The following is a 13,287-nucleotide window of genomic DNA, read 5'->3' on the forward strand; positions in this document are numbered from 1 at the left end:
GTTTACTAAACTTAGGCGGTTGCTATACATTTGCCAGGATAAACTGACAAATCAGCACTATATGACTAAGAGTAATCCGTATCCCACCAGCGCAGCCCACACCAGCAGCGGCATGGAGTAGAGATGGAAGCGCCACCAGATGCGGCGATTGTTTGCCATGCGCAGGGCGATAAGGTTCGCCAGCGATCCCGGCAGCAGGCCAAAACCACCGACGTTAACCGCCCAGGCGAGCAGCGTATCGGGCGGCACATAGTTGAGCAGCAGAATAGTCGCCGGCACATTACTGATAAACTGCGACAGGCCGATGGCGGTCAGCCATAAGCCAGGCGGTGAAAGCTGGCCGGTGCTGGCAAGCGTCGCGTGCAGCGCTGGCAGCTGGGTCAGCAGATGGACATCAATAAACATGGCGATGAAAACCAGCAGCAGCGTCCAGTCAACGCTGATCACCACCCGGCGCGCCAGAAAGAGGAAGCCGACGGCGATAATCGCCAGCCCCCACAGCTCCTGCTTCAACTCAAGCGCGGTGATAAAGACCAGGTAGAAGCCGAGGCAGCTCCAGACCAGCTTCGGTTTCCACTCGCTCGAACTCTGCCCGCTATGGTAAGTCAGCGCTTTCGCGGAGAAGCAGAACCAGCAGAGCACCAGCAAAGTGACCATCATGGCCAGCGCCAGCGGTGCCATCTGCCAGATAAAGGCCGGGAAAGAGAGCCCCGAACGGCCCCAAATCAGGATGTTCTGCGGGTTACCAATAGGCGTTAAAAGCGATCCGGCGTTGACCGCCAGCGCTTCAAAAATGATCAGCCGGTTAACCGGAATTTCGCACAGCTTCTTTAGCGTGATGGTCAGCGGCACAACAATAAACAGCGCCACATCGTTAGTCAGGAAGGTAGAGAGCACCGCCGCCGCCAGCACGAGGAAAATAGCCAGCTGACGCTCGTGCTGAAAACGGCGCACCATGCGTCGGCCAATTACATCAAAATAGCCGCTCAGCTCCACCCCTTTGGTCAGCAGCATTAACCCACTGAGGGTAATAATGGTGTGCCAGTCGATGGCACCGGGCCACTTCTTTGGCGCAAAGGGCACAAAGAAGCATAAGGCGACGCCAATTAACAGTAACAGGTGGAGAAAGCGGTCACGCGCCAGGGCGCGAATAAAAGGGAGGTTCATTCAGATGGCGTCTCGTGTTGCTGCGTGAAACGACGGAAACATTCAAGGGTCTCTTCGCTGACGTGGTGCTCCATCCCTTCCGCATCGCGCCGGGCGATATCCGGGCTGACGCCTAACACCAGCAGGAAACTCTCAACGATTTGGTGACGCTCGCGGCTCTCCTGCGCCAGCCTCTCCCCTTCGGCGGTGAGAAAGACGCCGCGCCATGGGATCTGCTCAATAAGACCGACCGAGGCGAGCCTTTTTAACATCTTCGCCACCGTGGGCTGCGACACCCCGAGGCGCGCGGCCATATCCACCTGGCGGGCTTCCCCCACTTCGCGGATCAGATCGGAGATGAGTTCAACATAGTCATCAATAAGCTCGCGGCGGTGCGCTTCGCGGACCTGGCGGAAACCTTCGACATGCTCTTCGACATTAACCAGCGTCACTTTTTTTATTGTTTGCTTACCTGCGCGACGGTTCATAGTGCTTCCCCTGACGGTGAGACGCTGTGCAGCATCATATAAGAGAGGCGCATTGTAAACCATCCGTGAATCAGTACAAAAAATTAACGTATTAGCCGTAGCTATGTAATATAGCCTGTGCTATATCTGTATGTAATGCGTTCACCTTTCATGGATCGAAGGGGTCCTAATCATCAGGAGGTGACAATGAATGAGTTCAAGAGGTGTATGCGCGTGTTTAGCCACTCTCCCTTTAAAGTCCGTTTAATGCTGCTCAATATGTTGTGCGATATCGTCAACGGTAAGCCGCAGCCGAACGAAGATAAACCTACCCACTGATGCGGCGTCGCGGTACGCCGCTTCATTTTTCTGTCATCTTATCGCTTCATACTGACCTGTTTTCCCCAAAATCCGCGTAATTTTGCTGGATTTGCAATCACTCTCGCAAAACAATCTCTTAGCTGCTGTTGACCTTAAACCCGCCGCGCTTTATCTTTGCGCAGCCCTGCACTCAATGCGCACCGCAGACGCGGATCCCCTCCCCCTCTCAGCGCGCTGTCCGGCAGGTTTTGACCCTTACGCCAGGGTGAGCACATGGCGTTTCACGAAATCATCTATGAGCGTAATCCTTAAAGAGTCCGTTGCCCTGCGCGGTCAGTCGATCAATCCGTGGATTGGTTTCTATTTCCTGCAGTCACTATTAATTAACTTTGCCCTTGGCTACGAATTCAGCGTGCTCTATGCAGTGGTCTCCACCTGCGCGCTCTGCGTGCTCTGGCGTCATGCGCCGCGCGCGCAAAAAATCTTTCTGACCATCACCACGCTGGTCGCCGCCAGCTACTTTCCGTTTGGCCAGGCTTATGGCGCGCCCAACTTCAACACCCTGCTGGCGCTGCGTTCGACCAATATCGAAGAGTCGTCAGAAATTCTGACCATCTTCCCGTGGTATCACTACGTTATTAGCGTTGGCATCCTCGCGCTGGGTGTGATTGCGCTGCGCCGCCGGGTGTTGGTGCCTTCGACGCCGTGGCTGAAGTGGGACACGCTGGGCGTGATCTTTTGCGTCGCTTCCTACTTTATCGGCCCGGTACAAAACCATTTTCGCGGCTTTGAGTTCCGCCTGATCGACACCGGCGTGCCGGTGCTGCGCTTTGTGCGCGATGTCGCCTACAACTACCACGAAGTGAAGGTAGAAGAGGAGAACATGGCGCAGCTCTCCGGGATGAAAGATACCTGGACGGTCACCGCAGTTAACCCGAAGTATCACGTCTATGTGGTGGTGATTGGCGAGAGCGCGCGCCGCGATGCGCTGGGCGCTTTTGGTGGGCACTGGAACAATACGCCGTTTGCCAGCCAGGTGAATGGCGATCTCTTTACCGACTATATTGCCGCCAGCGGATCGACACAGAAGTCCCTCGGCCTGACCTTAAACCGCGTGGTCAACGACAAGCCGCAGTATCAGGATAACTTTGTCACGCTGGCGAGCCGCGCTGGTTTCCAGACCTGGTGGTTCTCAAACCAGGGGCAGATTGGCGAATATGACACCGCCATCGCCAGCATTGCGAAGCGCGCCGATGAAGTGCAGTTCCTGAAACGGGGCGACTTTGAAGCGGATAAAAACACCCGCGATGAGGATCTGTTAAAGCTTACCAACCAGGTGCTGAGCGTGCGGCGTAATCAACCGCAGCTGATTGTGCTGCATCTGATGGGGTCGCATCCGCAGGCGTGCGATCGCACCGGCGGCAAGTACAACGAGTTTGTGCAGTCGAAAGAGACCTCCTGCTACCTCTACTCCATCACGCAAACCGACGATCTGCTGGGCAAGATCTACTCCCAGCTGCGCAACAGCGGCGAGAGCTTCTCGATGGTCTACTTCTCCGATCATGGTCTGGCGTTTAAAGAGCGCGGCAAAGAGGTGCAGTATCTCGCGCATGACGACCATTTTCAGCAGAACTTCCAGGTGCCGTTTATGGTGGTCTCAAGCGATGCGACAAAACATCGTCTGATAAAAGCGCGCCGCTCAGCCAACGACTTTTTGAGCTTCTTCTCGCAGTGGACCGGGATTACCGCAACGCAGATCAAAAATGCCTACCCGTTTATCTCGGGGAAAAAAGCGGGGCCCGTCTACGTGACCAACTTTAAGTTACAGAAAGTGGACTATAACCATCTAGGGACCGACCTGTTCGACACGCGCAGCACCCGTTAACGGTCTATGCTTTTTGCAGGCAAAAAAAAATCCGCCCCTTGAGGCGGATTTTTATTATCGCAAAAGCGATTAGAAGCGGTAACCAACACCAGCGATCCAGGTGCCAACGTCAACGCTACGGATACGGCTCTGCTCGTAGGAGAAGTCCAGAGCAACGTTTTCCATCGGGTTGAACTGCAGACCAGCACCGTAAGAAACGCCGTAGTCGCTGGTGTCAGACACTTTAGCAACGTCAGCAGTCTGCTGGAATTTACCGTAACCAACACCAACTACACCGTAGATGCTCGCCCAGTCATTGATGCGGAAAGCCGGACCAGCAGTGATGCCGTAGTACTGAGCTTTGTTATAAACGCCTTCACCGGTAGTACGATCTTTTTCGGTGTAGGTGAAGGAACCGATAACGCCCAGCGGGTTGTTATCCTGCTCGTAACGGTATTTCAGGTTGAAACCGTTGGTTTTGTTAGCAATACCCTGAGCGTCGCTCTGAGCATAACCGCCGGAAACAGTAGAAGTTGATGCTACTGCGGAACCTGCAGAAACCGCCAGAAGAGCGGCCAGTGCTGAAAGACATGCAATTTTTTTCATAATCCACCTCAAATGTGCTTCAAGAAATCCTGGGTACTACGCATTTAAATATATCAAAAATTATAAGGAAACTCTTTGAGAGAAATAGAGTCTAAAGCGTTCTTTCATGTAACAGAAAGTTTCCGCCTCTTAACAACTCATTCATTAAAAAGCACTTTTCTCAAGAGTCGGACTATTATGGTACCTGTTCTGGAATTCGTTCATCCAGATTATTCTTAAATAAACAGGCCAATAATCGACCGCCCGATGGTCATTATACGGATTTTTTCAGCCTTTTTTACAACCAACCATCAACCGTCTGAATACTATTTCAAGTAGACTGACGGCTCTGCCTCATTTGACACTTAACGGAGAAGGGATGCCTGTTTTGCCGCGTAAACTGCCGGTGTGGGTACCGGTTATCATTCTGCTTATCGCGATGACCTCGATTCAGGGAGGGGCGTCGCTGGCGAAATCGCTCTTTCCTCTGGTTGGCGCGCCCGGCGTTACCGCGCTGCGTCTTGCACTCGGCACGCTTATCCTGGTGATTGTTTTTAAACCCTGGCGTTTGCGCTTTACCCGTGAACAGCGATTGCCGCTGCTCTTTTATGGCCTGTCGCTCGGCGCGATGAACTACATGTTCTATCTGGCGATCCAGACCGTGCCGCTCGGCGTGGCCGTGGCGCTGGAGTTCACCGGTCCGCTGGCCGTCGCCCTCTTCGCTTCGCGACGGGCGGTCGATTTTATCTGGGTGATCCTCGCCGTGCTCGGGCTGTGGTATCTGCTGCCGCTGGGCCAGGATGTGGCGCATGTTGATTTAACCGGCGCGGCATTTGCACTCGGCGCGGGGGCCTGCTGGGCTATCTATATTCTGAGCGGGCAACGCGCGGGCGAGGATCACGGCCCGGCGACGGTGGCGCTGGGCTCGCTGATTGCCGCTATCGTCTTTGTCCCCCTTGGCGCGTTTCAGGCGGGCGACGTTTTATGGCACTGGTCGATTTTACCGCTCGGCATTGCGGTGGCGATTCTGTCGACTGCATTGCCCTACTCCCTTGAGATGATCGCCCTCACCCGTTTGCCGACGCGCACCTTCGGCACGCTGATGAGCATGGAGCCGGCACTCGCGGCAGTCTCGGGCATGATCTTCCTCGGTGAGACGCTTGCGCTCCAGCAGGTGCTGGCCTTAATGGCGATTGTGATTGCCTCGATGGGGTCGACATTAACCCTGCGCCGCGAGACCACAATAAAAGAAGTGGATATAGGTAAATAATAATTATTCAGCATGAGATTTCGCTCATGCTGAATATTCATTCAGACCTTTGACATTATTTTTTACGCTTTAAGTAAATTCTTTATTAATTAGAATCATTCTTAGTTATCTGCTGTCTCTTTATTAGATTTATCTTACATTTCATTCGATTAGTTGCGCGTTTTCGAAATCGTGACCTATATTTAAATCACGCTATCGAACTGATAGGCATAGCCAAAACCGACGACGGTTAATCTGGTGCTATACTTAGTTCCGGTAATTACCTGGGACACAAACATCAAGAGGATATGGATTATGAGTACCGCTAAACTGGTAAAAACGAAAGCGTCTAATCTGCTTTATACCCGTAACGATGTATCGGACAGCGACAAACAAGCGACCATTGAGCTGCTGAATCGCCAGGTGATCCACTTCACTGACCTGTCTCTGATCACCAAGCAGGCCCACTGGAACATGCGCGGCGCGAACTTTATTGGCGTGCACGAAATGCTGGATCAGTTCCGTACTTCGCTGGTAACGCACCTTGATACCATGGCAGAGCGCGCGGTTCAGCTGGGCGGTGTTGCACTGGGTACCACTCAGGTGATCAACAGCAAAACGGCACTGAAAAGCTACCCGCTGGACATTCACAGCGTGCAGGATCATCTGAAAGAGCTGGCCGATCGTTACGCGGTTGTCGCGAACGACCTGCGTAAAGCCATCACCGAAGCGAAAGATGAAGATACCGCAGATATCTTTACCGCCGCTTCCCGCGATCTGGATCAGTACCTGTGGTTTATCGAAGCTAACATCGAATAAGCCAGATCTTTTTGTTATCGCTCTGACCCCTGCGCCTCCGGTGCGGGGGTTTGCACTTTTATGGTGCAACACTTCTCCCCCCTTCCCACCAGAAAGTTACCGCTTCGTAATTATCTCATCACAAAATTGTTAATAAGTGATTGTTTATCGCCCACGTTGTGCGCTAAATAGCAGCACTGCCGACAATCGCGCGCGAGCGCACCAAAAGAGTGACTCAAAATGGTGCATTGCGGTGTCATTGCTACACTTATTGTGCAACCGGTTAAAGCTTCGCCTTTACAAAACAATAGGTTGTAAACCTGGCATGATTTTTTCATACTGCGTTCATTCTCGCAGGGGCTCGCTCCCCCGATACAAAAGGAAACACTATGAAGTCTGTATTGAAATTCTCCCTTGCCGCACTCGCTCTCGCCTTTGCTGTTTCTTCTCAGGCTGCTGATAAAAAACTGGTTGTGGCTACCGATACTGCATTCGTTCCTTTCGAATTCAAAAAAGGCAATGAGTACGTTGGTTTCGACATCGACCTGTGGGCTGCCGTGGCGAAAGAGCTGAAGCTGGATTATGAACTGAAGCCGATGGACTTCAGCGGCATCATCCCTGCGCTGCAAACCAAAAACGTTGATGTTGCACTGGCGGGCATCACCATTACTGAAGAGCGCAAAAAAGCGATCGACTTCTCTGACGGCTACTACAAAAGCGGCCTGCTGGTAATGGTGAAAGCCGACAACAACGACGTTAAAAGCGCGAAAGATCTCAACGGTAAAGTGATCGCAGTTAAGAGCGGCACCGGCTCCGTGGATTACGCGAAAGCGAATATCAAAACCAAAGATCTGCGCCAGTTCCCGAACATCGATAACGCTTACATGGAACTGGGTACCGGTCGCGCTGACGCGGTTCTGCACGACACGCCAAACATCCTCTACTTCATCAAAACTGCCGGCAACGGTCGTTTTAAAGCGGTAGGCGACTCTCTGGAAGCGCAGCAGTACGGCATCGCCTTCCCGAAAGGCAGCGACGATCTGCGTGAGAAAGTGAACGGCGCGCTGAAAACCCTGCGTGAGAACGGTACGTACAACGAAATCTACAAAAAATGGTTCGGTTCTGAGCCTAAATAATTATTAAAAAGTAACAGGTTAAACGTCGGGGGCGGCTTTCGTCCCCGCGCTATTTGTCTCTTCTACGGTATACAGGAATTAATCACATGCAGTTTGACTGGAGCGCCATCTGGCCCGCCATTCCGCTTCTACTGGACGGGGCCAAAATGACCTTGTGGATCTCGATCCTCGGTCTGGCTGGCGGTATCGTTATCGGCCTGATGGCTGGTTTAGCCCGTACCTACGGCGGGTGGATCTCAAACCACGTCGCCCTCGTGTTTATTGAAATTGTCCGCGGCACGCCGATTGTCGTGCAGGTGATGTACATCTACTTCGCCCTGCCGATGGCGCTGCCGGATCTGCGCATCGACACCTTCACCGCCGCGGTGGTGACGATCATGATCAACTCCGGCGCCTATATTGCCGAGATCACCCGTGGTTCGGTGCTGTCGATCCATAAAGGCTTTAGCGAAGCGGGCATGGCGCTTGGTCTGTCGCGCCGCGAAACCATTCGCCACGTCATTATGCCGCTGGCGCTGCGCCGTATGCTGCCGCCGCTTGGCAACCAGCTGATCATCAGTATCAAAGATACCTCGCTGTTTATTGTTATCGGCGCGGCTGAATTGACCCGCCAGGGCCAGGAGATCATCGCCGGGAACTTCCGCGCGCTGGAGATCTGGACCGCCGTCGGGGTTATCTATCTCATCATTACCCAGGCACTGAACATCGTGCTTCGCCGTCTTGAAAAAAGGATGAAAATCCTGTGATTGAATTTAAAAACGTTTCCAAGCACTTCGGTAAAACCCAGGTGCTACATGATATCGACCTCAATATTACTCAGGGCGAAGTGGTGGTGATTATCGGGCCGTCCGGCTCCGGTAAATCGACCCTGCTGCGCTGCATCAACAAGCTGGAAGAGATCACCAAAGGCGATCTGATTGTTGATGGTCTGAAGGTCAACGACCCGAAAGTGGATGAGCGCCTGATCCGCCAGGAAGCGGGCATGGTGTTCCAGCAGTTTTACCTCTTCCCGCACCTGACGGCGCTGGAGAACGTGATGTTTGGCCCGCTGCGCGTGCGCGGCACCAACAAAGCGGAAGCGGAAAAGCAGGCGAAAGCGCTGCTGGCGAAAGTGGGTCTCGCTGAGCGCGCCCATCACTACCCGTCAGAGCTCTCCGGCGGCCAGCAGCAGCGCGTGGCGATTGCCCGCGCGCTGGCGGTCAAACCGAAGATGATGCTGTTTGATGAGCCGACCTCGGCGCTCGATCCGGAGTTGCGTCACGAAGTGCTGAAAGTGATGCAGGATCTGGCCGAAGAGGGGATGACGATGGTGATCGTGACCCACGAAATCGGCTTTGCCGAAAAAGTGGCCTCGCGTCTGATTTTCATTGATAAGGGCCGCATTGCCGAAGATGGCAACCCGCAGCAGCTGATTGAGAATCCGCCCAGCCAGCGTTTGCAGGAGTTCCTGCAGCACGTCTCCTGACAGCTAACCCCTCCAGCCGGAGGGGTTTTTCTTTTGCGGATTGTGCGCAATTTTATCCCGCCCTACTCCGGCACCTATACTTATCCCTTTGCGGGATTTTCTCACCGGAGGAGCTATGCCGTGGATTTTGTTACTGATTAGCCTGCTGTGCGCGCCGCTTCAGGCCGCGACGATACCCGGCGTTACCGCCGCAACCACCACTTCCACCTCTGCGCAAACCAGCGAACCCGATGTTGAACAGAAAAAAGCGGCCTATGGCGCACTGGCCGATGTGCTGGAGAATGACGAATCACGCAAAGAGCTGATCGACCAGCTGCGTAAAGTCGCCACCACGCCGCCGCAGGAGCCGGTGCCGGTAATCTCGCCGCCCGCCATTGAAGAGCAGAAAACGGTGCTGGAGAAGGTTACCGAAGTGGCGGATTACTATGGCGAGGCGCTCTCGACCCGTTTTGCCCAGCTGTGGCGCAATATTACCGGCTCGCCGCACAAAGCCTTTAACCCGCAAACCTTCACCAATGCCGCCAGCCACTTCATGCTGCTCGCGGTGCTGGTCTTCGCCTTCTGGTGGACAGTGCGTTTCTGCGTCTCGCCGGTTTACCGCCGCATGGGCGCCTGGGGCCGGCGTAAAAACCGCGACAGCAGCAACTGGCTACAGCTGCCGTCGATGATCGTCGGGGCTTTTATTATCGACATCATGCTGCTGGCGCTGACACTGTTTGTCGGCCAGGTGCTGCGCGCCAATCTTACCGGCGGTAACAGCACTATCGCTTTTCAGCAGAGCCTCTTTCTTAACGCCTTCGCGCTGATTGAGTTTTTCAAAGCGATTCTGCGGCTTATCTTCTGCCCGCGCATTCCCGATCTGCGCCCGTTTCATATTCGTGATGAAACGGCGCGCTACTGGCATCTGCGTTTGAGCGCGCTCAGCAGCCTGATTGGCTATGGGCTGCTGGTGGCGGTGCCGATTATCTCCAATCAGGTGAACATTCAGTTCGGCGCGCTCGCCAACGTGGTGATCATGCTCTGTATCACCCTCTGGGCGCTCTACCTTATTTTCCATAACAAGCGCGAGATCCAGCACAACCTGATTCTGCTGGCAGACCGCTCGCTGGCCTTCTTCAGCCTCTTTATCCGCGCCTTTGCGCTGGTGTGGCACTGGCTCGCCAGCGCCTACTTCATCGTGCTTTTCTTCTTCTCGCTGTTCGATCCGGGCAACAGCCTGAAGTTTATGATGGGCGCGTCGTTGAGCAGCCTGGCGATCCTCAGCGTCTCTGCGTTTATCTCCGGCGTGTTGTCGCGCTGGCTCGATAAAACCATCACCCTGTCGCCGCAGGTGCAGCGCAACTATCCGGAGTTGCAAAAGCGGCTTAACGGCTGGTTATCCGCCTCGATGAAGACCGCCCGTTTCCTGGTGGTCTGCACCACCATCCTGCTGCTGTTAAGCGCGTGGGGACTGTTCGATTTCTGGCACTGGCTCAATTATGGTGCCGGGGAGAAGGCGGTCGATATTCTGATCCGCATTGCGCTGATCCTCTTCTTCTCCGCCGTCGGCTGGACGCTGCTGGCGACGATTATTGAGAACCGCCTGACATCCGATATTCACGGCCGCCCGCTGCCCAGCGCGCGCACGCGTACCCTGCTGACGCTGTTTCGCAACGCACTGGCGGTGGTGATCAGCACCATTACGGTGATGATTGTGCTTTCAGAGATTGGAGTGAATATCGCGCCGCTGCTGGCGGGTGCCGGGGCGCTGGGGCTGGCGATCTCGTTTGGTTCGCAAACCCTGGTGAAGGATATTATCACCGGCATATTTATTCAGTTCGAGAATGGGATGAATACCGGCGATCTGGTGACCATCGGCCCGCTTACCGGCACGGTGGAGCGGATGACCATTCGTTCCGTCGGCGTGCGTCAGGATACCGGCGCGTATCACATTATCCCGTGGTCATCGATCACCACCTTCGCCAACTTTGTACGCGGGATTGGCTCAGTGGTGGCGAACTACGATGTTGATCGTCATGAGGATACCGATAAGGCCAATCAGGCGCTGAAAGATGCGGTGGCGGAATTGATGGAGCAGGAGGAGATTCGCGGTTTGATTATCGGCGAGCCGAACTTTGCCGGGCTGGTTGGGCTGACCAACACCGCCTTTACGCTGCGTGTCACCTTCACCACCCTGCCGCTAAAACAGTGGACGGTGCGTTTCGCCCTCGACACGATGGTGAAAAAACATTTCGACCTCGCCCACGTGCGCCCGCCGGTGCAGACCTACCAGATGGTGTCGGCACCGGAAGGGATCGGGCACGCGCAACCAGCGGCGAACGCCGGTACGCCGCCCGCACAACCTACCCTTTAAACCGGCTCTGTGCCCAGCGTTTACGCTGGGCCTCGTCGAGGAAACTCCAGGCGATAAAGCGGCTCTGCTTCTGCCCCTGCGCCATCTCTTTTTTCACCACTTTTACTGCGCCGACCTGCGTCAAGGCGCGGTAGAGTTCCGGCAGGTTGTCGCCGCGCGACACCAGCGAGGTGAACCACAGCACCTGGCGGGCAAACTGCTTGCTCTCGGCAATCATCGTCTTGATAAAGGCGACTTCGCCGCCTTCACACCACAGCTCCTGCTGTTGGCCGCCGAAGTTCGCCGCGTCCGTCACAGACTGGCCAAGGTTGCGTCGCTTGCGCTCGCTGTTCGCCTGTGCGCTCTGCGCCGAGTCATGGAAAGGTGGGTTACAGATAACGGCATCGTAAGATTCATTTTTATGAATGATGCCGGTGAGGATCGCCGCCATATCTTTCTGGCGACGCAGGCGCACCGCGCGGGTCAGGCCAGGGTTGGCGGCAATGATTGCCTGCGCGCTGGCAAAGGCTTCGGCGTTGACTTCACTGCCGGTGAACCGCCAGCCATATTGATGGGCGCCAATCAGCGGATAGATGCAGTTCGCACCGGTGCCGATATCGAGCACGCTGGCCTGTGCCGGAATAGTGCCGTTATCGCTCTCTGCCAGTAGATCGGCGAGGTGGTGCAGATAATCCGCGCGGCCCGGTACCGGCGGGCAGAGAAAGCCGTCCGGGATATCCCACTCGCGCACGCCGTAAAAATGCGCCAGCAGCGCCTTGTTCAGGGCTTTCACCGCCTGTGGATCGGCAAAGTTAACGGTCTCTTCCCCGTTCGGATTGCGCGTGATAAAGGCGCGCAGCGACGGGTTGACGGCGCACAGGGCGTCGAGGTCGTAGCGGCTGTGGTGGCGGTTACGCGGGTGCAGACCCGGCTTCTGGGCATTCATGGCATTCTCCTGTTAACAGCGGCGTAAGATACCCGTTGACGCCAGCCGGGTAAATAAGGGAGCCTGAAGAAACTTTTTGCCATCAGGAGACGCTATGTATTTTTATGAGCCCGCGAAAGGTCATGGCCTGCCGCACGACCCGCTGAATGCCATTGTCGGCCCGCGCCCTATCGGCTGGATCGCCTCGCTGGACGGGCAAGGCCGCCGCAACCTGGCGCCCTATAGCTTCTTCAACTGCTTTAACTACCGCCCGCCGATCATTGGTTTTGCCAGCAGCGGCTGGAAAGATAGCGTGCAGAATATCGTTGAGAGCAAAGAGTTTGTCTGGAACTTAACCACCCGCGATCTGGCGGTACAGATGAATGAGACCTCCGCATCGCTGGCGCACGGCGAAGATGAGTTCGCCCGCGCCGGGCTGACCCCGGCAGAGAGTCGACTGGTGCGCGCCCCGCGCGTGGCGGAAAGCCCGGTTAACTTTGAGTGCCGTCTTTCGCAATGCATTCAACTCACCGCCGCCGATGGCAGCCCGATTGAGAGCTGGCTGGTGCTGGGGGAAGTGGTGGCGGTGCATATTGATGAATCGCTGCTCGAAGAGGGCATCTACCAGACGGCGAAGGCGCAGCCGGTGCTGCGCGCCGGAGGGCCGTCCGCTTATTACGGTATTAGCGAGGATCAGCGTTTCGATTTGGTCAGGCCGGATAATCGTTAATCTACTCCGCCAGGCTATTAAAACGATTATCTCTGAAACGGCGTAGGCCGGATAAGCGTGAGCGCCATCCGGCAATGAGCCTGACATGTGGCATTGGTGGAAGGGTTCCGTTCACCATACGTGGTGGGGTTTCATTGACCTCTTATGCGGTGAACGGGACAAGGGGGGGACCGTGTATGAACCGGTCACATGGGTTACAGATCTGACCGGTCACATGGGTGACACTTTTTACTTCAGTCGGCCCGGATTATACGATGATTCCGTCTGTC

General features: G+C 55.2%; 13 protein-coding genes. 9 read left to right on the forward strand and 4 right to left on the reverse strand.

What is annotated here, in order from left to right; genetic code table 11:
- Positions 1 to 57: 57 nt before the first annotated feature.
- Both SOM48_RS03635 and mntR read right to left on the reverse strand, forming a co-directional pair.
- Positions 58 to 1,167: an anion transporter gene (locus SOM48_RS03635; RefSeq protein WP_128483331.1), complete on the reverse strand. Its 1,110-nt coding sequence runs from the start codon at positions 1,165 to 1,167 to the stop codon at positions 58 to 60.
- Complete coding sequence (mntR, locus tag SOM48_RS03640) at positions 1,164 to 1,634, reverse strand: manganese-binding transcriptional regulator MntR (RefSeq protein ID WP_023481508.1); 471 nt, start codon at positions 1,632 to 1,634, stop codon at positions 1,164 to 1,166. Before mntR ends, SOM48_RS03635 begins: the two co-directional genes overlap by 4 nt.
- A 186-nt stretch (positions 1,635 to 1,820) precedes the next feature.
- On the opposite strand from mntR, the gene mntS reads away from it, so the two are divergent.
- A complete protein-coding gene (mntS, locus tag SOM48_RS03645) occupies positions 1,821 to 1,952 on the forward strand; it encodes a manganase accumulation protein MntS (RefSeq protein WP_054804083.1) in 132 nt (43 codons plus the stop codon).
- Positions 1,953 to 2,229: 277 nt separating this feature from the next.
- A complete protein-coding gene (locus tag SOM48_RS03650) occupies positions 2,230 to 3,819 on the forward strand; it encodes a phosphoethanolamine transferase (RefSeq protein WP_128483332.1) in 1,590 nt (529 codons plus the stop codon).
- A 69-nt stretch (positions 3,820 to 3,888) separates the two neighbouring features.
- Here SOM48_RS03650 and ompX read toward each other — a convergent pair whose 3' ends face one another.
- The gene (gene ompX / locus SOM48_RS03655) at positions 3,889 to 4,404 is read right to left on the reverse strand and encodes an outer membrane protein OmpX (RefSeq protein ID WP_023481426.1); all 516 of its coding nucleotides are present in this window, start codon (positions 4,402 to 4,404) and stop codon (positions 3,889 to 3,891) included.
- Between the two features lie 358 nt (positions 4,405 to 4,762).
- Here ompX and rhtA point away from each other — a divergent pair, with 358 nt between their 5' ends.
- The 6 genes from rhtA to ybiO all read left to right on the forward strand — a co-directional run bounded on the left by rhtA (position 4,763) and on the right by ybiO (position 11,384).
- Complete coding sequence (gene rhtA / locus SOM48_RS03660; RefSeq protein ID WP_076769593.1) at positions 4,763 to 5,653, forward strand: threonine/homoserine exporter RhtA; 891 nt, start codon at positions 4,763 to 4,765, stop codon at positions 5,651 to 5,653.
- 294 nt (positions 5,654 to 5,947) lie between these two features.
- On the forward strand, positions 5,948 to 6,451 hold the full coding sequence (dps, locus tag SOM48_RS03665; protein WP_023481476.1) for a DNA starvation/stationary phase protection protein Dps: 504 nt from the start codon (positions 5,948 to 5,950) through the stop codon (positions 6,449 to 6,451).
- Between the two features lie 368 nt (positions 6,452 to 6,819).
- The gene (gene glnH, locus SOM48_RS03670) at positions 6,820 to 7,566 is read left to right on the forward strand and encodes a glutamine ABC transporter substrate-binding protein GlnH (protein WP_076769592.1); all 747 of its coding nucleotides are present in this window, start codon (positions 6,820 to 6,822) and stop codon (positions 7,564 to 7,566) included.
- A gap of 86 nt (positions 7,567 to 7,652) precedes the next feature.
- Positions 7,653 to 8,312, forward strand: coding sequence for a glutamine ABC transporter permease GlnP (glnP, locus tag SOM48_RS03675; RefSeq protein ID WP_023481646.1), 660 nt, complete (start codon positions 7,653 to 7,655; stop codon positions 8,310 to 8,312).
- A complete protein-coding gene (gene glnQ / locus SOM48_RS03680; RefSeq protein WP_023481528.1) occupies positions 8,309 to 9,031 on the forward strand; it encodes a glutamine ABC transporter ATP-binding protein GlnQ in 723 nt (240 codons plus the stop codon). Before glnP ends, glnQ begins: the two co-directional genes overlap by 4 nt.
- A gap of 115 nt (positions 9,032 to 9,146) precedes the next feature.
- On the forward strand, positions 9,147 to 11,384 hold the full coding sequence (gene ybiO / locus SOM48_RS03685) for a mechanosensitive channel protein (protein ID WP_139568132.1): 2,238 nt from the start codon (positions 9,147 to 9,149) through the stop codon (positions 11,382 to 11,384).
- Here the strand turns inward: ybiO and rlmF are convergent.
- On the reverse strand, positions 11,374 to 12,309 hold the full coding sequence (gene rlmF, locus SOM48_RS03690; RefSeq protein WP_128483335.1) for a 23S rRNA (adenine(1618)-N(6))-methyltransferase RlmF: 936 nt from the start codon (positions 12,307 to 12,309) through the stop codon (positions 11,374 to 11,376). The genes ybiO and rlmF overlap by 11 nt on opposite strands.
- Before the next feature lie 94 nt (positions 12,310 to 12,403).
- Here rlmF and SOM48_RS03695 point away from each other — a divergent pair, with 94 nt between their 5' ends.
- Positions 12,404 to 13,018 carry a flavin reductase family protein gene (locus SOM48_RS03695; RefSeq protein WP_054804079.1) on the forward strand — a complete coding sequence of 205 codons (615 nt, stop codon included), beginning with the start codon at positions 12,404 to 12,406 and terminating at the stop codon, positions 13,016 to 13,018.
- The last annotated feature ends 269 nt before the right edge of the window (positions 13,019 to 13,287 follow it).

The organism is Kosakonia sp. CFBP8986, assembly GCF_034044935.1.
Taxonomy (GTDB): Bacteria; Pseudomonadota; Gammaproteobacteria; order Enterobacterales; family Enterobacteriaceae; genus Kosakonia; species Kosakonia cowanii.